We start from the raw sequence: 17,093 nt of genomic DNA, 5'->3' as shown, positions 1-17,093 counted from the left end.
ACTTTAGCCAGCGTTCGCCAAAGGAAGGCTTTTCTCACCATGGCCCAGCTTTACTTTTCCCCTATCCTGCTGGGTATCTGCCTGCTGGTCGCCATCGCGCTCTGCGCTACCGCGCTGTATCTGATGGCGCCTGGTGAATCTGGCCCCGGCTTCTGGATGGCGAGCGGTTGGACCCTGATTGGCGGTGTAGTCATGTTTATGGGCTTCGTGGTTACCCGCAGTCCGCTACTCAATGTCCTCGGCAACGCCGCCCAGCTCGCCGGAGAAGCCTTTTTTCTGCTCGGCATTTTCAAGTTCATGCGCCGACCGCTGCCCTGGTGGACACTTCCCGCCAGCGTCGGCGCGATGGTTATTGCCAACACCCATTATTGGCTGGCCCACGGCAACTCCGACCTGTTGATGGGTATTTACTCCAGTATCGCAGGGCTGCTTCCGATGCAGGCAATCTGGTTGCTGCTGCGCGAGCGCAGCGATCCGGAGACCCGACCTGCCCGCTTGCTGGTAGGAGCCAGTCTGCTGCTGTATTCGGCCACCACCCTGCTGCGGGGCACGCTCGCCTACCTCGATTGGTGGCATGACGCTCCCTATGTGCAGCCCTATGCATCCTTTAGCTACCTGTTGTCCTACAACTTTGCCATACCCGCGCTGGTGCTCGGCTTTGTTGGCTGCAGCCTGATGACCACCCAACGGGTGCTGGCACGCAGCAACCGGATGGCGGCTCAGCTCAAGGAGCAGGCCACCCGGGACCCGCTTACCGGCGTTCTCAACCGCCGCGCCTTCCATCAGCAGTTGCTTGCCGACGTCATTCGCAGCCAGCGTTACAACCGCCCGCTTTGCCTGGCCATGTTTGACCTAGATCGTTTCAAGCAGCTCAATGACCAGCTCGGCCACCTCGGGGGCGACGAAGCACTGCAGCACTTTTGCCAGCTTTGCCAGCAGCAGGCCCGACGTACCGATACCTTTGCCCGGTTCGGCGGTGAGGAATTTGTGTTGCTGATGCCAGAAACCGACGCGGCCCAGGCTCGACAGCTGTTGGATCGGATCCGCCAGATGCTGGCCGATCAGCAGTTTTACCACCGGGATCAGAGCTACCGCCTGCAGGTCAGCATCGGCTTCGCCGATCTGGCCACCAGCGGCAGCCCAGACCAGTTGTTGCGCCAGGCCGACCTTGCCCTGTATCAAGCCAAGGAGGCCGGGCGCAACCAGGTGCAACTGTGGTCAGCGCCCGCTTCCGTGGCATACTGACTGGCACCGTAGCAACCTGAGTCTCACCCACGTGTTCAATCTAGGCCACGCCACACTGCTGATTATTGGCACCTTTTTCGTCTGGTGGCTATGGCGTGTCCTTGGCCAACGTGACCGCGCGCTGGCACTGGTACGCCGGCACTGCGAGCGCAATGACTTGCAACTGTTGGACGACAGCGTTGCACTCAGCGGCATACGGCTTGCTCGCCTGAACCGCGGCCGCTACGGTATCGTTCGGCGCTACGCTTTTGAGTTCACTGTAACCGGCGAGCATCGTTACGCCGGACACCTGGATCTGCATGGGACCCGCCAGTTGCATATCGAGCTGGCGCCACACCCCTTCCCAGGCAGAGCAGACGGTGACTCCCCGGTCTACACAGAGCCCGCCAGTGCTAAAATATACAGAATCTATTAGAGCACGATTGTCGATTTACAAAAGGCGAAAAGTGTTCCACGTGGAACCCGGTCAGCCATGCTAAGCCAGATCCCTACTCACCTTATCGCTGGCCCGTTGGGCGCAGGCAAAACCAGCCTGCTCCAGGCAGTTCTCGCGCAACGACCCGCCGGAGAGCGTTGGGCGATCCTGATCAATGAATTTGGCCAGATTGGGCTAGACCAAGCCCTGCTGGGCGCTAGCGCCGACGACGGCGTCAGCTTGAGCGAAATCCCCGGTGGCTGCCTGTGCTGCGTCAACGGCGTCCCGTTTCTGGTCGGGTTGACTCGCTTGCTGCGCAAGGCACGACCTGACCGTCTGTGGATAGAGTGCTCAGGGCTAGGTCATCCTGTCAGCCTGCTGCAACAGCTGGCTGACCCGCCCTGGCAAGGGGTTCTTGATCTGCAGCCACTGATCATGGTGTGCGAAGCCTCTCAGTTGCTCACTGATGAAAGTCTGCCGGCAGTACAGCTACAGGCGCTCCCGCTGGCAGGCCTGCTGATTGCCAACAAGGCGGATCAGCTTGATCACCTACAGCAACAGGCGCTGCAGGCTCGCTGGCCGGACGCAGTGCTGTGCCAGCACGCAGCACTCCCTTTGCATCAACTCCCTGGCGCCTCGGCCAACTCAAGCGCAGCTGCCACGCACGAGCTGCCCACACCGTCGTTACCGACCATTGGCGGACAAATCTGGCGGGACAACGCACCATGGGTGTGGCAAAGCCAGCTAACCCAGGCCCCCTACAGCATCGGATGGCGGGTGACGTCGCAATCGCAGTTTCGCAGAGATGCAGTACAGCACTGGCTGAAGCAGTATCCCTTTCTTCGCGCCAAAGGGGTACTCAACACGGACGCCGGATGGCGCTCATTCAACCTGCTCGGGAATCCGACGCCCGACTCCTGGCAGCAAACGCCGTGGCGCCGTGACAACCGACTGGAACTGATTCTTGCCACCAAGCCGGACTGCGACGCCTTGGACCAAGGCTTGCGGGCTTGCCTGCTGAGCCAGTAAGGTATCCGCTTTGCCCGGAATGACCATGCCACGCGTCGTTGCTCTGCTACTTTTTTGCCTAATCAGCCCCCAGCTCTTGGCCAGTGCCTGCCTGATAGAGTCGACCGATCAGGATCTGCCCGTGCGAATGTGCCAGCAGAACGGCAGCATTCCTCCCGCCCTGTTCGAGCAGCAGTTCTGCCAGCCACAGATTCCTGGCCGGGAATTCAGCATTCAGATGCAGGAAAGTTGCCCTGACGGCGCCTATGGCATCTGTCATGGTGCGCAGACCGAAGGCGTAGGTTATCAACAGGATATCCACTACTACAGCGCTGCCGAAGATGCGCCGATCCTCAAGGCCTACTGCGAGCAGATCAGCCAGGGCCGCTGGGAGCAGCCCTGACTCAGTTCGGCGGTGGGGTTGCCGGAAGTACAGACAGGTCCAGGTTATCCCCAACCCTCAAACCAAGCTTATCCACACTACCGGCCGGCAACTCGAACACCCAGCGCAGTGGTTCCGCTGCCTGATAGACAGCACAAGGCAGATCCGCACAAGGCGGCACCTCAGGGAACACGTGGGCGATACGTCCATCGGCGGCAACAAACACCAGATCCAGACTGATCACCATGTTGTGCATCCAGATGGCTGGCCGCGTGTTTATTGGAAAGTCGAACAGCATCCCGCTGCCAAAGGGCAGACTCTCGTGCCCCATCAAGCCCTGGCGGCGACTGTCCGGATCAGCAACGACCTCCATGGCAAACTCGGTATCGCCCAGCAGGATCGTCTGGGTGGCGCCAGTGACCGGCACGGAGGTTGCCAGCAGCGCGCCCACCGCAAGAGCATAAGCAATTGATTTCATAAGGTATCTTTCAGAAGGTTCTGATAAACCATGTTGGTCAGGTAGAGCCGATCCTGTTCGCTGATATCGATGAACTCGATCCCGGTAGCAATCTGACTGTCCTGCGACTCATCGGCGCTGACTGCTCTCACCCGCGCACTCACGGTCATGTATACATCCAGCCCAGCCGGGTTGATCCGAAACGAGACCTTAATCACCTCGTCCTTGTTGGCAACCGGTCGCGGAGACAGCAGGCGCGCACCGCCAACGCTTATATCGGTCATGCGGGCCGAGCCTTGCGCTCCCCCATTATCGCGATTGATTGCGGTGACCAGATCGACCGACACCCGCGCGGAGCTGCGGATACGCATCGACTGCACACTATCAGGGTAAGCCAGATGCAGATAAGGAAAGGGAGACAGGTTCGACTTGAGCACCCGGGTCTTGTAAGCAACTGCGTCCTTGCCAACAAAGCCGCGCACCAGAAGCTGCTGGCCTTCCTTGACGAACACCAGCTTGCCCTGACTGGTCGGCGCGGTTACCAGCAGGCTAACCGGCGCGTGAAATCCAATCATCCGTACCTGATAGCGCTCCGCATTGGTGGCGCTCATCGTCTGCAGCTGAATCAGGTCACCCGGAGCCAGCTGAATCTGCTCCAGCTTGGACACCGGCCGCTCCGCGATCTGGGCAGCCGTATTCTCGCTGTTCTGCTGGGCGTTGCGGAACAAGCCAAGCTTGAGCAACTGCAGCAGCAATGGCTTGTTATCGACAACTTTGGAGTGCGGAAAAAGCACCTTGCCATCGGAATCAACAATATTCCACGGCAAGGGCTTGCCGAGGGGAATTTCCTCTTCCGTCAATGGAATAAGCGACACTCAATCACTCCGCTAGATCAACCCGGTCGTGGTCAACAATGTAGCAGTCTAGCCGGGCCTCGGCTATCTCTCGCTGCGGATGACGCCTGTGCCCTAAAGGTAGATGTCTTCGCGGGTAAGAGGTAGCGAATGGCTGCCGTTTGGCAGTGGCTTAACCGCCAGAATCTGGTGAATATCCATCCAGTTGCGCGAGAATCCGTAGGCGCACCCAGCGAGATAGATACGCCATATTCTCAACGCACGCTCATCGACCAGCGCTGCAGCCTGATCCAGCTTTTGCTCCAAATTGTTACTCCAGAGTTCCAGCGTGCGAGCGTAATGCATACGCAGACTTTCCACATCAACGACCTCCAGGCCCTGATCGCTCAACCCGGCGACCGCCATCGATAGATGCGGCAACTCTCCATGGGGAAAGACGTAACGACCGATAAACGCGCCAGCGCCGTGTCCCACTGGTCGGCCATCAACATGGTGAGCGGTTATGCCATGATTCATGACCAGCCCGCCCGGCTTCAGCTGATTTTGAAGAATACGGAAATACTCCGGCAGGTTTGCATGCCCGACGTGTTCGAACATGCCGACGCTGATGATCTTGTCGTAGTTTTCCTTGCCAGCAAGGTCACGGTAGTCGCGCAGTTCCAAATGAACGCGATCACCGAGCCCCTGCGCCGCCACCCGTTCACTGGCCAGTTTGAGCTGCTGCTTGCTCAGGGTAATCCCGTGGACGTGAACGCCATACTCCCTGGCGGCATGTCGAGCCAGCCCGCCCCAGCCGCATCCAACATCCAGCAGCCGCTCCCCACTGTGCAGTCTCAGCTTGCGACAGAGGTGATCCAGCTTCTGGACCTGCGCCTTGGCCAGCGAATCGTCAGGGTGACGGAAGTAGGCACATGAATAAACCATCTCCGGATCGAGCCAGAGCGCATAGAACGCATTGGAGAGGTCGTAGTGATAAGCGATGGCATCAGCGTCGGTCCGACGATCATGCGGCTGGTGCAGGACGTCGCCATTGTCCTGCTCCGGCACCAGCAGACTGCTTAGCCGATCAGCAACCGCGACAGCTTCCAGCACGCTGCCGCGGATATCCAGGCGCTGCTGGACAAAGGCCTCACCGAGCCGGTCGAGACGCGGCGCCTGCAGTTCCTGCAGCAGCGCGGGGTCATGAATCGTCAGTTCAACCCGAGGCGATGGACCAAGATCAACACTGCCACCGTCGGGCAAGCTGAGCCGTAACGGTAGTTTCAATGCACTCAAAGAAGCGGTCAGTTGCGCGAGCATACGGACATCCCCCCAAGCAGAGCAAAACTCCCTTCACTATAGAACAGTCGAGTGAACGCGCTTTGCGCTACTGCTCAAAACCGGGTGCTGACCGCCGCATTTCAGACACTTTACTGCTTCGTCGGGCGTTTCCAGCCTTCGATATTACGCTGACGTGCCCGACTGACGCCCAGGCTGTCGGCAGGTACGTCCAGAGTAATTGTCGAACCGGCGGCAGTCGTTGCGCGGGCACCAACGGTTACCGGTGCGACCAACGCGGTGTTGGTGCCGATGAACGCACCCTCCCCTATGGTAGTCAGGTGCTTGTTGACCCCGTCGTAGTTGCAGGTAATGGTGCCGGCCCCGATGTTTACCCCCGGGCCGACCTCGGCATCACCGATATAGGACAGGTGATTTACCTTGGAACCTTCACCGATATTGGCTTTCTTGGTTTCCACGAAGTTACCGATTTTGGCACCACGCTGCAGATTGGTGCCCGGACGCAGGCGTGCGTAGGGGCCCACATCGCAGTCTGCCGCCAGCACGGCGTCTTCGATATGGCTGAACGCCTTGATATGACTACCTGCGCCAATTCGGCAGTTACGCAGCACGCAGTTGGCTTCGATGATGACGTCATCCTCGATCACCACACTGCCCTCCAGCACCACGTTGATGTCGATACTGATATCGCGGCCAACGGTAACCTCGCCACGCACATCGATACGAGACGGGTCGGCAAGGGTGACACCCTCGGTCATCAACCGCTCAGCCTGCCGACGACGATATTCGGCTTCCAGAACGGCCAATTGAACCCGATTATTGGCGCCTAGCACTTCCGGCTCATCTTCCGGCTGCGCGACTTCGACCGGAATCTGCTCTGCCACCGCCATGGCAACCACATCGGTCAGGTAATACTCGCCCTGTGCGTTCTGGTTGGACAGGCTGTTCAGCCAGCGCGCCGCCTGGCTGCCGGGCAGCGCCATGATGCCGGTGTTCCCCTCGCAGATCAGCAATTGCTCAGCCGTGGCGTCCTTCTGCTCGACAATGGCCTGAACCTGCCCTTGCCCATTGCGCAGAATACGGCCGTACCCCGTCGGATCCGCCATGTTGACCGTCAGCATGCCCAGCGCTTGGGAGCCTGCCTGCTTACTGAGCTGCTGCAAGGTCTCGGCGCGCAGCAGTGGCACGTCACCATACAGCACCAGAATCTGGTCTGCTCCGTCGATTGCAGGCAACGCCTGAGCAACCGCGTGGCCGGTGCCCAGCTGCTCAGTCTGCAGCACCCAGTTCAGGTCAGTCGCATCCAGGCGCTCACGTACCAGCTCGGCGCCATGGCCAATCACCACGTGAATCTTCGTCGGTGACAGTGTTCTCGCACAGTCGATCACATGGCCGAGCATGGGTTTGCCGGCGACCGGATGCAACACCTTGGGCAGTTTGGAGCGCATGCGGGTGCCCTGTCCGGCGGCAAGAACAACGACGTGAAGATTCATCGGGAAATATCCTGTGAAAATGGCAGTGCGCGCATTCTAGCAAAGCTGGAAGCCTCAGGCTTTAAGCCACAAGCCACACAGGTTTATCGGGACAGCCATGCAGGAAAACGCCTGATAGCCGTTGCAGCTATCGGGAAGTAAAAAAAACCGCCCGGCATGGCGCCGTGCGGTTTTTTTACAGTTTGCGGCTTAGAGCTTGCCGCCGGCCTTACCGGTTGTTGAGGGCCGGTCCGCCGTACTTCTTGCGAAGTTCCTGCACTGTCCGCAATTGGGCCGCGGCCTCAGCAAGACGGGCAGAAGCCGAACCGTAGTCGAATTCTGCGCCTTTCTCGCTGAGGGCGAGTTCTGCGGCTTTCTTTGCTTCCAGAGCGGCTGCCTCGTCGATGTCGCCAGCACGGATTGCCGTGTCAGCGAGCACCTTGACCACCTTCGGCTGAACTTCCAGGAAGCCGCCAGAGATGTAAAACACCTCTTCGCCACCGTCCTGCTTGATCACCCGAACCGGGCCCGGCTTGAGGTCTGTCAGCAGCGGTGCGTGGCCGGGCATGATGCCCAGGTCACCCAGGTTACCGTGTGCAATGACCCGTTCAACCAGACCTGAGAACAGCTCTTCTTCCGCGCTTACGATATCGCAGTGCACTGTCATAGCCATTATATCGCCTCGGTCTTGCGCCCCCTTACGGGGGCACACCCATTACAGTTTCTTCGCTTTCTCGATCGCTTCGTCGATGGTACCAACCATGTAGAAGGCCTGCTCTGGCAGGTGATCGAATTCGCCTTTGAGGATGCCACCGAATGCACGGATGGTCTCTTTCAGCGGAACGTACTTGCCAGGTGCACCGGTAAATACTTCAGCAACGAAGAACGGCTGGGACAGGAAGCGCTGGATCTTACGAGCGCGCGCTACCAGTTGCTTGTCTTCTTCAGACAGCTCGTCCATACCGAGAATCGCAATGATGTCCTTCAGCTCCTTGTAACGCTGCAGAACATACTGAACGCCACGAGCAACGTCGTAGTGCTCCTGACCGATTACCAGCGGATCCAGCTGACGGGAGGTGGAATCCAGCGGGTCAACGGCCGGGTAGATACCCAGGGACGCGATGTCACGGGACAGTACGACGGTCGCATCAAGGTGAGCGAAGGTCGTTGCCGGAGACGGGTCAGTCAGGTCATCCGCGGGAACGTATACGGCCTGAATGGAAGTGATGGAACCGGTCTTGGTGGAGGTAATACGCTCCTGCAGAACGCCCATCTCTTCAGCCAGAGTCGGCTGGTAACCTACCGCAGACGGCATACGACCCAGCAGAGCGGATACTTCGGTACCGGCCAGGGTGTAACGGTAGATGTTGTCGATGAACAGCAGAACGTCACGACCTTCGTCACGGAACTTCTCGGCCATGGTCAGGCCGGTCAGTGCAACGCGCAGACGGTTACCCGGCGGCTCGTTCATCTGGCCGTATACCAGGGCTACCTTGTCCAGTACGTTGGAGTCCTTCATCTCGTGATAGAAGTCGTTACCTTCACGAGTACGCTCACCCACACCGGCGAATACAGAGTAACCGCTGTGCTCGATCGCGATGTTACGGATCAGCTCCATCATGTTTACGGTCTTGCCGACACCGGCACCACCGAACAGACCAACCTTACCGCCCTTGGCAAACGGGCAAACCAGGTCGATAACCTTGATGCCGGTTTCCAGCAGCTCGTTGGAGCCAGCTTGCTCGTCGTAGCTGGGAGCAGCGCGGTGGATACCCCAACGCTCTTCTTCACCGATCGGACCTGCTTCATCGATCGGGTTGCCCAGTACGTCCATGATACGGCCCAGGGTCTTGACCCCAACCGGCACGGAGATGTTGGCACCGGTGTTGGCAACGGTCAGACCGCGCTTCACACCTTCAGTGGTACCCATGGCGATGGTACGTACAACGCCATCACCCAGTTGCTGCTGAACTTCAAGGGTCAGACCCTTGTCGGTCACCTGCAGCGCGTCATACACCTTCGGCACGTCTTCGCGCGGGAATTCCACGTCGATGACGGCGCCGATGATTTGAACGATACGTCCGCTACTCATTTGTTGGTTCCTCTAAATGGTTGAAACCGTTACCGTTAAACCGCGGCGGCGCCGCCGACGATTTCCGAAATTTCCTGAGTGATCGCTGCCTGGCGAGCCTTGTTGTAGATAAGCTGCAGGTTGCCAATAAGTTCACCGGCGTTGTCAGTCGCGCTCTTCATCGCGATCATACGTGCAGCCTGCTCACAGGCATTGTTCTCAACCACGGCCTGATAGACTTGGGACTCGATGTACCGCACCAGCAGTCCATCCAGCAGCTGTCGTGCATCGGGCTCGTACAGGTAGTCCCAGTTGCCTGTCTGTGCGTCGCCCTCTTCGGAGGCGACCAGCGGGATCATCTGATCCACTTTCGGCTGCTGGACCATCGTGTTGACGAAGCCGTTGCTGACCAGGTACAGACGGTCGATGCGACCTTCGTTGTAGCCATCCAGCATCACCTTGACGCTACCAATCAGATCGTTCAACGCAGGCTGCTCGCCCAGGTTGCTGATCGCTGCGACAACGTTTCCGCCGTAGCTGCGAAAGAAGGAAGCGCCCTTGCTACCGATCACACAAAGCTCGGTTTCAACGTTGCGGTCACGCCACTCTTTCATGCTGTTGACCAGGGCCTTGAACAGGTTAGTGTTCAGACCACCGCAGAGACCACGATCCGTGCTCACCACGATGTAACCCACCCGCTTGACTTCACGCTCTTGCATGAACGGGTGGCGATACTCCGGGTTGGCGTTGGCCAGATGACCAATCACCTGCTGGATACGCTCAGCGTAAGGACGGCTGGCAGCCATGCGCTGTTGTGCTCTGCGCATCTTGCTGACCGCCACCTTTTCCATGGCGCTGGTGATCTTCTGCGTACTTTTAATACTCGCGATCTTACCGCGAATCTCTTTTGCGCCTGCCATGTCACACCCTTTCAGGTTAGCCCTTGGCCGGGTCGCACGATGCGGGGATCAGCTCACGCTGCTCCCCGCTGTCGGCTTACCAGCTCTGGGTTGCCTTGAACTTCTCGATGCCGGCCTTGATGGCAGCTTCGATGTCGTCGTTGTAATCGCCTTTCTCGTTGATCTTGGCAAGCAGGTCTGCGTGCTCAGACTTGAAGTAGGCGATCATGGCTTTCTCGAAAGCACCGACCTTGGCTTGCTCGACGTCAGTCAGGAAGCCTTTCTCGGCAGCAAACAGGCTGATACCCATCTCGGCGATGGACATCGGAGCGTACTGGTCCTGTTTCATCAGCTCGGTAACGCGCTGACCGTGCTCCAACTGCTTGCGGGTAGCTTCGTCCAGATCGGATGCGAACTGGGCAAATGCTGCCAGTTCACGATACTGAGCCAGTGCGGTACGGATACCACCGGACAGCTTCTTGATGATCTTGGTCTGAGCCGCACCACCTACACGAGATACCGAGACACCGGCGTTGACGGCCGGACGGACACCCGAGTTGAACAGGTTAGACTCCAGGAAGATCTGACCGTCAGTAATGGAGATCACGTTGGTCGGTACGAACGCAGATACGTCACCTGCCTGGGTTTCGATGATCGGCAGAGCGGTCAGCGAGCCAGTTTTGCCGGTTACCGCACCATCGGTGAACTTCTCAACGTACTCTTCAGAAACGCGGGAAGCACGCTCCAGCAGACGGCTGTGGAGATAGAACACGTCACCCGGATAGGCTTCACGTCCCGGAGGACGGCGCAGCAGCAGGGAGATCTGACGGTAGGCAACAGCTTGCTTGGACAGGTCATCATAGATGATCAGAGCGTCTTCGCCGCGGTCGCGGAAGTATTCACCCATGGTGCAGCCGGCATACGGAGCCAGGAACTGCAGGGCAGCCGGGTCGGAGGCGGAAGCGGCAACGATGACGGTGTGAGCCATTGCATCGTGCTCTTCCAGCTTGCGTACCACGTTGGCGATGGTCGATTGCTTCTGACCTACGGCAACGTAAACACACTTAACGCCGGAACCTTTCTGGTTGATGATCGCGTCAACCGCCATGGCAGTCTTACCGGTCTGGCGGTCACCGATGATCAGCTCGCGCTGACCACGACCTACCGGAACCATCGCGTCGACAGCCTTGTAACCAGTCTGGATGGGCTGATCAACCGACTTACGCCAGATCACGCCTGGAGCAACCTTTTCAACCGCATCGGTGTGCTTGGCGTTGATATCGCCCTTGCCATCGATCGGGTGGCCCAGTGTGTTGACAACGCGACCCAGCAGTTCCGGACCAACCGGTACTTCCAGGATGCGGCCGGTACACTTGACGGTCATGCCTTCGGCCAGACCCAGGTAGTCGCCCAGAATTACAGCACCAACGGAGTCCTGCTCCAGGTTGAGTGCCATACCAAAAACGCCTTCGGGAAACTCGAGCATTTCCCCGTACATTACATCGGCGAGACCGTGAATCCGCACGATACCGTCAGATACGGAAAGAATCGTACCTTCGTTACGTGCCTGAGAAGCGATATCGAGCTGCTCGATCCGCTTCTTGATGATGTCACTGATCTCTGATGGATTCAGTTGTTGCATGCCTTTATCCTCAAAACCTTATGCTGAAATCAGGAGCCCAACGACTCGGCCAGTTTGGTCAGTTTTGCGCGCACAGAGGCGTCGATGACCAAGTCGCCGGTGCGAACAACCAGTCCACCAATCAGTGACTTGTCCACAGCCGCTTCGATCTGCACGTTGCGATCCAGCTTGCGGGACAATGCCTCGGACAGCTTCTGCTGCTGCTCAGCGGTCAGCTCGAAAGCCGAGCTCACATTGATGTCGATGGTACGCTCAAGATCAGCTCGGAAGCTGTTAAATAGCGTCGCGATCTCGGGAAGCAGGGCAAGCCTGCGATTATCGGCGAGGATCGTCAGAAAGTTGCGTTGCTCTTCGCTCACCGATTTACCGGTGCAGTCGAGGATGACGTCGGCTTTCTTCTGTTCCGCCAGACCCGGATCGGTCAGCAGCTGGCGAGTTGCCACGTCTGCGGCCACCTGGCCAGCAGCGTTCAGCACCTCGGCCCATTCGGCCAGGGCCTGTTGGGCTTTTGCCCGCTCAAATGCCGCTTTGGCGTAGGGGCGGGCCAGCGTAATCAGTTCTGCCATGATGACCTCGCTTAGAGTTCGGCTACCAGCTTGTTCAGCATGTCACCGTGCTTGTCAGCGTCGACAGAAGTTTCCAGAATCTTCTCGGCGCCGGCGACTGCGATGGCAGCAATCTCGGCACGCAGAGCGTCTCTGGCCTTGATGCGCTGCTGTTCGATTTCGGCCTGTGCCTGAGCCAGGATCTTCTCACCTTCCTTGCGAGCGTCCTCTTTGGAGGCTTCAACAATCTGGTTGGCGCGCTTGTTAGCTTGCTCAATCAGAGCTGCTGCCTGCTCTTTGGCCTGACGCAGTTCCTGGGCCGACTTTTCTTGGGTCAGTTCCAGGTCCTTGGCGGCGCGATCAGAGGCTGCAAGGCCATCTGCGATCTTCTTCTGGCGCTCCTGCAGAGCAGCAATGACCGGAGGCCATACATACTTCATGCAGAACACCACGAAGATGAAGAACGCGATCGCTTGACCGGCTATCGTCAAATTGATGTTCACGTCTTCACCTCTTGCCTGTCGTATTCATTACCTTCAAGTTGAAGTCGCCGTTGCCGGCGACTGCATTACGCAACTTGGGCAAGGAAGGGGTTGGCAAAGGTGAAGAACAGAGCGATACCAACACCGATCATGGTTACGGCGTCGAGCAGACCGGCGACGATGAACATTTTCACCTGCAGAGCGGGGATCATTTCCGGCTGACGCGCAGCGCCTTCCAGGAATTTGCCACCCAGGATACCAAAGCCGATAGCAGTACCCAGTGCGCCCAGGCCAATCAGCAGTGCTACGGCAATCGCGGTCATTCCAACTACAGTTTCCATTTAAAGCTCCCAGTTTTCAGTTAATTGCAAGTTATGGGTTTTCGGGTAGAACTAAATCGTTATCGCCTGAATCAGTGACTGTCTTCGTGCGCCATGCTGAGGTACACGATGGTCAGCATCATGAAGATAAATGCCTGCAGCGTGATGATCAGAATGTGGAAGATAGCCCACGGCACGGACAGAGCCCACTGAGCCCAGAAGGGCAGCAGAGCGATCAGGATGAAGATCAGCTCGCCGGCGTACAGGTTACCGAACAGACGCAGGGCGAGAGAGACCGGCTTGGCCAGCAGGCTGACGCCTTCAAGCAGCAGGTTGACCGGAATCAGCAGGACCTTCAGGAAGATGTTGCTGGAGGAGAAGGGATGCAGGGTCAGCTCACCGAGGAAGCCGCCAACACCCTTGACCTTGACGCTATAGAAGATGATCAGCGCGAATACCGACAGCGACATGCCCAGGGTGGCGTTGACGTCGGTGGTCGGAACGACCTTCATGTATTCGACGCCAGCCATGTGGAACAGCTGCGGCAGGAAGTCGACGGGGATCAAGTCCATGAAGTTCATCAGGAAGACCCAGCAGAAGATGGTCAACGCCAGCGGGGCAATCACCTTGTTGCGACCGTGGAAGGTTTCCTTGACGCTCTGATCGACGAACTCGACCATCATTTCAACGAAGTTCTGCAGACCACCGGGGACACCGGAGGTGGCTTTCTTAGCGGCCATGCGGAAGAAGAACAGGAACAGTGCACCAAGGAACAGGGACCAGCCCATGGTGTCTACGTGGATAGCCATGAAACCCATGTCGGACGCTTCCTGAGCGCCGTGGGCCATGGTCCAAGTGTCCTGGCTCAGAACGGTACCATCGGTACGTTCATAACCGGCCGGGAGTTTCCCATAGGTCAGGTTCTGAAGGTGGTGCTTGATATAGTCTGATGCGGTAGCGCCTGCCATAACGTTCTCTCAGGTCCTTTAGCTATGCTGCGTTTTTCCACCCATTACTGCAGGTGTTAGCCAGTTCGTGACCAGCATGATCGCAAATGTAAGAAACAGTGCCGATTCGTCTATCGGCTTAATACTTTTGAACGCTATCGCAAAGAGGACAGCGCAAAGGATGAGCTTGCCGGCCTCACCCTTGTAAAAAGAACCCATGATCTGCTTCGCAGCCCGCGCACCGGTATACCGAAAAGCCTTGAGCGCGAAATACACATTGGGCAGGAGGAAGATGAAGCCTCCTGCCAGGGCGGAATACGCCGCCACGGGGCTTTTAATCCAGAAAAGCGCCCCCATCAAAAACACAACGACAGCCTGAAACGCGAACCACTTGATCAGCGGGGGACGACGAATGGCATTGGTCTTCACAGTCGTCATCGGTACTCAAAACCCCTGCGGGTGGTGCATGCGTGAAACAAATTACCGGGCTGCCTCTAAAGCGCCGGTGATTATATGTGTTCGACCCCGCAGAGGCAACCAAGCCCGTGCTGAGCGAAACGCCGCGAAGGCGCATGCTGCCTGATCTGCACGGCATTCCCCGCGCGTTTGGTTGTGCGCCGGAGTCAGGCACTACATCTTGTGGTTTGAATCAGAATTGCGACGTCTTGAGGTCATCTTTTGTAATAATTGGAGACCTCGCTCCAAGCCAGCAATGGCGCTGGCTGAGCACTCAAACGAGCTTAGCGGATGTGCTCAAGAATGCCATCGAGCTCATCAAGCGAGCTGTAACTGATAACCAGGCGCCCTTTACCGCGGGCCCCATGTTGCAACTTCACCTCCGCCCCCAAACGTTCCCCCAGGTCCTGTTGCAGACGCTCGATATCGGGATTGGTGCGCTGTTGTGTCGCATCTCTTTTCGGGCTTAGCCACTGGCGGACCAGCGCTTCGGTCTGACGAACGGTCAATCCTTTGGCTACCACCTGACGGGCCGCGACGGTCTGTTGCTCTGGCGGCAGGCCAAGCAAAGCGCGGGCATGGCCCATTTCCAGATCGCCGCGTTCGAGCATCAGTTTCACGTCTTCGGGCAGGCTCATCAGCCGCAGCAGGTTGGTAATACTGACCCGTGATTTGCCAACGGCGTCTGCAACCTGTTGCTGGGTGAGTTCGAACTCCTGCTGCAGACGCTGCAGAGCAATTGCTTCCTCGATCGGGTTGAGGTCTTCACGCTGGATGTTCTCGATCAGCGCCATGGCGATGGCAGCTTCATCCGGTACTTCGCGGATGACCGCCGGAATGCTGTCGAGTCCGGCCAGCTGGCTGGCACGCCAGCGGCGCTCACCGGCGATGATCTCGTAGCGACCCTCGCCGATCGGACGAACGACGATGGGCTGCATCACGCCCTGAGCGCGAATCGATTCAGCCAGCTCTTCCAGCGCCTGCGGGTCCATGTCACGGCGCGGCTGGTACTTGCCACGCTGCACCAGGTCGACCGGCAGCTCCTTGAGAATCTGATCCTGGCTTGCGCCGTCCGCTGTCGGCGCAACACTGGCACCCAGCAATGCGTCCAGTCCCCGTCCCAAGCCGCGTTTCTTGCCCGCCATGCCTGATGTCCTTGTAGTCAATCGTTCAAATCAGTAACGGCAGCCGCCTTGGCTGCCTGTTTGCTGCGGCGTACGACTTCGCCGGCTAGCGCCAGATAGGCGACTGCACCGCGCGACTGCTTGTCATAGGCCAGTGCCGGCATGCCAAAACTGGGTGCCTCGGCCAGTCGTACGTTGCGCGGAATCACAGTCTGATAGAGCTTGTCGCCAAAGTGGGCACTGAGCTGCGCCGACACATCCAGCGTCAAACTGTTACGCGGGTCGTACATGGTCCGCAGCAGGCCTTCAATCTGCAGGCTCGGGTTCAGCACCGAGCTGATCCGGCTGATGGTGTTGACCAGCGCCGACAACCCTTCCAGCGCGTAATACTCACACTGCATCGGGATCACCACCCCATCGGCGGCGACCAGCCCGTTGACCGTCAGCATATTCAGCGAAGGCGGGCAGTCGATCAGGATGAAGTCGTAATGATCACGGGCATTAACCAGCGCGTAACGCAGCCGGCTTTCCTTCATTTTGATGTTGATCAGCTCGACTTCAGCGGCCGTCAGGTCGCCGTTGGCAGGCAGCAGGTCATAGCCACCGTGCTCCGAACGGCAAACCGCATCGGCAAATTCGCATTGACCGGTCAGCAACTCGTAGACCGAGTTATCCAGGTTGGCCTTGTCGATCCCGCTGCCCATGGTCGCGTTGCCCTGGGGGTCCAGATCGATCAACAGCACCTTGCGCTTGGTTGCGGCCAGCGAGGCGGCAAGATTGATCGTGGTGGTGGTCTTGCCCACACCGCCCTTCTGGTTGGCTACTGCCAGCACCTTGCCCACGTTCAGCCCCCTTGATATCAGCCCTGATTCATCCGTCGCAGTATCAACAGATGACGGCTGCCAACGCAACCGGGAACCTGCAATTGTGCACTGCTCTCGAGCTCGAAGTCGACCGGCATGGCAGCCAGTTCTTCGTCGGGGTACACGCCTTTCATCGCCAACCAGCGGGTTTGCGTCGTACCAAGGTGACGCGTCAGGTGAGTGAAGTCGGCCAACGAGGCAAAGGCGCGCGAGGTAATACCGTCAAACGGCTGGCCTGGCTCGAACGCCTCGACCCGGCTGTTGACCACCTGCAGGTTGCCTAGACCCAGCTCGTTTTTCACCTGAGTGAGAAACCGGGTCTTCTTGCCATTGCTGTCGAGCAGAGTGAACTCACGCTCGGGAAACATAATCGCCAGCATCACGCCGGGCATACCGCCACCGCTGCCGACATCCAGCCAGCGCTGGCCATCGATGAACGAGACAATGCTCAGACTGTCGAGCAAGTGACGGCTGACCATTTCGTTCGGGTCGCGCACCGCGGTCAGGTTGTACGCCTTGTTCCACTTGTTCAGCAGGGCCATGTAGCCCAGCAGTTTTCCCTGTTGCTGCTCCGTCAGAGCGACACCCAGCTGCTTGGCGCCCTGCGCCAGCTCTACAGCATGTTGACTCATT

The 17,093-nt window shown here is 58.4% G+C and carries 20 protein-coding genes; 4 read left to right on the top strand and 16 right to left on the bottom strand.

What is annotated here, in order from left to right; all coding sequences use genetic code 11:
- Positions 1-39: 39 nt before the first annotated feature.
- Genes ACKPCU_RS02705 through ACKPCU_RS02690 form a run of 4 tightly spaced genes read left to right on the top strand, consistent with a single transcriptional unit; the run spans position 40 to position 3,071 of the window.
- Positions 40-1,245, top strand: coding sequence for a GGDEF domain-containing protein (locus tag ACKPCU_RS02705; RefSeq protein ID WP_104736685.1), 1,206 nt, complete (start codon positions 40-42; stop codon positions 1,243-1,245).
- Positions 1,246-1,276: 31 nt separating this feature from the next.
- Positions 1,277-1,660 carry a DUF3301 domain-containing protein gene (locus ACKPCU_RS02700; protein ID WP_321349698.1) on the top strand — a complete coding sequence of 128 codons (384 nt, stop codon included), beginning with the start codon at positions 1,277-1,279 and terminating at the stop codon, positions 1,658-1,660.
- Positions 1,661-1,717: 57 nt separating this feature from the next.
- Positions 1,718-2,689 carry a CobW family GTP-binding protein gene (locus tag ACKPCU_RS02695; RefSeq protein ID WP_321349697.1) on the top strand — a complete coding sequence of 324 codons (972 nt, stop codon included), beginning with the start codon at positions 1,718-1,720 and terminating at the stop codon, positions 2,687-2,689.
- 25 nt (positions 2,690-2,714) lie between these two features.
- A complete protein-coding gene (locus tag ACKPCU_RS02690) occupies positions 2,715-3,071 on the top strand; it encodes an NADH:ubiquinone oxidoreductase (protein WP_321349696.1) in 357 nt (118 codons plus the stop codon).
- Between the two features lies 1 nt (position 3,072).
- On the opposite strand, the gene ACKPCU_RS02685 is transcribed toward ACKPCU_RS02690, so the two are convergent.
- The 16 genes from ACKPCU_RS02685 to rsmG form a co-directional block, all read right to left on the bottom strand.
- Positions 3,073-3,528, bottom strand: a complete 456-nt coding sequence (locus ACKPCU_RS02685; protein WP_321349695.1) for a DUF192 domain-containing protein — start codon at positions 3,526-3,528, stop codon at positions 3,073-3,075.
- On the bottom strand, positions 3,525-4,382 hold the full coding sequence (locus tag ACKPCU_RS02680; RefSeq protein WP_321349694.1) for a flagellar brake protein: 858 nt from the start codon (positions 4,380-4,382) through the stop codon (positions 3,525-3,527). The genes ACKPCU_RS02685 and ACKPCU_RS02680 overlap by 4 nt, the downstream gene beginning before the upstream one ends.
- A 93-nt stretch (positions 4,383-4,475) precedes the next feature.
- Entirely contained in the window at positions 4,476-5,660 is a 1,185-nt protein-coding gene (gene cfaB, locus ACKPCU_RS02675) for a C17 cyclopropane fatty acid synthase CfaB (RefSeq protein WP_321349692.1), read from the bottom strand.
- Between the two features lie 110 nt (positions 5,661-5,770).
- Entirely contained in the window at positions 5,771-7,132 is a 1,362-nt protein-coding gene (glmU, locus tag ACKPCU_RS02670; protein WP_321349690.1) for a bifunctional UDP-N-acetylglucosamine diphosphorylase/glucosamine-1-phosphate N-acetyltransferase GlmU, read from the bottom strand.
- 208 nt (positions 7,133-7,340) lie between these two features.
- A complete protein-coding gene (locus tag ACKPCU_RS02665; protein WP_104736693.1) occupies positions 7,341-7,784 on the bottom strand; it encodes a F0F1 ATP synthase subunit epsilon in 444 nt (147 codons plus the stop codon).
- Positions 7,785-7,826: 42 nt separating this feature from the next.
- Positions 7,827-9,203, bottom strand: coding sequence for a F0F1 ATP synthase subunit beta (gene atpD, locus ACKPCU_RS02660; protein WP_104736694.1), 1,377 nt, complete (start codon positions 9,201-9,203; stop codon positions 7,827-7,829).
- A 35-nt stretch (positions 9,204-9,238) separates the two neighbouring features.
- Positions 9,239-10,102, bottom strand: a complete 864-nt coding sequence (atpG, locus tag ACKPCU_RS02655; RefSeq protein ID WP_321349687.1) for a F0F1 ATP synthase subunit gamma — start codon at positions 10,100-10,102, stop codon at positions 9,239-9,241.
- A gap of 76 nt (positions 10,103-10,178) precedes the next feature.
- Positions 10,179-11,723: a F0F1 ATP synthase subunit alpha gene (atpA, locus tag ACKPCU_RS02650; RefSeq protein WP_104736696.1), complete on the bottom strand. Its 1,545-nt coding sequence runs from the start codon at positions 11,721-11,723 to the stop codon at positions 10,179-10,181.
- Between the two features lie 29 nt (positions 11,724-11,752).
- The gene (locus ACKPCU_RS02645; RefSeq protein ID WP_104736697.1) at positions 11,753-12,289 is read right to left on the bottom strand and encodes a F0F1 ATP synthase subunit delta; all 537 of its coding nucleotides are present in this window, start codon (positions 12,287-12,289) and stop codon (positions 11,753-11,755) included.
- A gap of 11 nt (positions 12,290-12,300) precedes the next feature.
- Complete coding sequence (locus tag ACKPCU_RS02640) at positions 12,301-12,771, bottom strand: F0F1 ATP synthase subunit B (protein ID WP_088275883.1); 471 nt, start codon at positions 12,769-12,771, stop codon at positions 12,301-12,303.
- A 65-nt stretch (positions 12,772-12,836) separates the two neighbouring features.
- Positions 12,837-13,091, bottom strand: coding sequence for a F0F1 ATP synthase subunit C (gene atpE, locus ACKPCU_RS02635; protein ID WP_088275884.1), 255 nt, complete (start codon positions 13,089-13,091; stop codon positions 12,837-12,839).
- A gap of 71 nt (positions 13,092-13,162) precedes the next feature.
- Positions 13,163-14,038: a F0F1 ATP synthase subunit A gene (atpB, locus tag ACKPCU_RS02630; RefSeq protein ID WP_104736698.1), complete on the bottom strand. Its 876-nt coding sequence runs from the start codon at positions 14,036-14,038 to the stop codon at positions 13,163-13,165.
- A gap of 18 nt (positions 14,039-14,056) precedes the next feature.
- Positions 14,057-14,455, bottom strand: a complete 399-nt coding sequence (locus ACKPCU_RS02625; RefSeq protein WP_104736699.1) for a F0F1 ATP synthase subunit I — start codon at positions 14,453-14,455, stop codon at positions 14,057-14,059.
- A 302-nt stretch (positions 14,456-14,757) separates the two neighbouring features.
- The gene (locus ACKPCU_RS02620; RefSeq protein WP_321349678.1) at positions 14,758-15,618 is read right to left on the bottom strand and encodes a ParB/RepB/Spo0J family partition protein; all 861 of its coding nucleotides are present in this window, start codon (positions 15,616-15,618) and stop codon (positions 14,758-14,760) included.
- A gap of 17 nt (positions 15,619-15,635) precedes the next feature.
- Positions 15,636-16,439: a ParA family protein gene (locus ACKPCU_RS02615; protein ID WP_104736701.1), complete on the bottom strand. Its 804-nt coding sequence runs from the start codon at positions 16,437-16,439 to the stop codon at positions 15,636-15,638.
- A gap of 17 nt (positions 16,440-16,456) precedes the next feature.
- A complete protein-coding gene (gene rsmG / locus ACKPCU_RS02610; protein WP_321349675.1) occupies positions 16,457-17,092 on the bottom strand; it encodes a 16S rRNA (guanine(527)-N(7))-methyltransferase RsmG in 636 nt (211 codons plus the stop codon).
- Position 17,093 lies beyond the last annotated feature (1 nt).

It is taken from the genome of Halopseudomonas oceani (assembly GCF_963677335.1).
Lineage (GTDB): Bacteria > Pseudomonadota > Gammaproteobacteria > Pseudomonadales > Pseudomonadaceae > Halopseudomonas > Halopseudomonas oceani.
The sequence above is the reverse complement of the archived record's forward strand: the minus strand, read 5'-3'. Positions and strand labels throughout refer to the sequence as shown.

Coding starts and splice junctions, on each gene's coding strand:
- ACKPCU_RS02705 (WP_104736685.1), top strand. CDS start 40: ATGGCCCAGCTTTACTTTTCCCCTATCCTGCTGGGTATCTGCCTGCTG.
- ACKPCU_RS02695 (WP_321349697.1), top strand. CDS start 1,718: ATGCTAAGCCAGATCCCTACTCACCTTATCGCTGGCCCGTTGGGCGCA.
- ACKPCU_RS02690 (WP_321349696.1), top strand. CDS start 2,715: ATGCCACGCGTCGTTGCTCTGCTACTTTTTTGCCTAATCAGCCCCCAG.
- ACKPCU_RS02685 (WP_321349695.1), bottom strand. CDS start 3,528: ATGAAATCAATTGCTTATGCTCTTGCGGTGGGCGCGCTGCTGGCAACC.
- cfaB (WP_321349692.1), bottom strand. CDS start 5,660: ATGCTCGCGCAACTGACCGCTTCTTTGAGTGCATTGAAACTACCGTTA.
- glmU (WP_321349690.1), bottom strand. CDS start 7,132: ATGAATCTTCACGTCGTTGTTCTTGCCGCCGGACAGGGCACCCGCATG.
- ACKPCU_RS02665 (WP_104736693.1), bottom strand. CDS start 7,784: ATGGCTATGACAGTGCACTGCGATATCGTAAGCGCGGAAGAAGAGCTG.
- atpD (WP_104736694.1), bottom strand. CDS start 9,203: ATGAGTAGCGGACGTATCGTTCAAATCATCGGCGCCGTCATCGACGTG.
- atpG (WP_321349687.1), bottom strand. CDS start 10,102: ATGGCAGGCGCAAAAGAGATTCGCGGTAAGATCGCGAGTATTAAAAGT.
- atpA (WP_104736696.1), bottom strand. CDS start 11,723: ATGCAACAACTGAATCCATCAGAGATCAGTGACATCATCAAGAAGCGG.
- ACKPCU_RS02645 (WP_104736697.1), bottom strand. CDS start 12,289: ATGGCAGAACTGATTACGCTGGCCCGCCCCTACGCCAAAGCGGCATTT.
- atpE (WP_088275884.1), bottom strand. CDS start 13,091: ATGGAAACTGTAGTTGGAATGACCGCGATTGCCGTAGCACTGCTGATT.
- atpB (WP_104736698.1), bottom strand. CDS start 14,038: ATGGCAGGCGCTACCGCATCAGACTATATCAAGCACCACCTTCAGAAC.
- ACKPCU_RS02625 (WP_104736699.1), bottom strand. CDS start 14,455: ATGACGACTGTGAAGACCAATGCCATTCGTCGTCCCCCGCTGATCAAG.
- ACKPCU_RS02620 (WP_321349678.1), bottom strand. CDS start 15,618: ATGGCGGGCAAGAAACGCGGCTTGGGACGGGGACTGGACGCATTGCTG.
- rsmG (WP_321349675.1), bottom strand. CDS start 17,092: ATGAGTCAACATGCTGTAGAGCTGGCGCAGGGCGCCAAGCAGCTGGGT.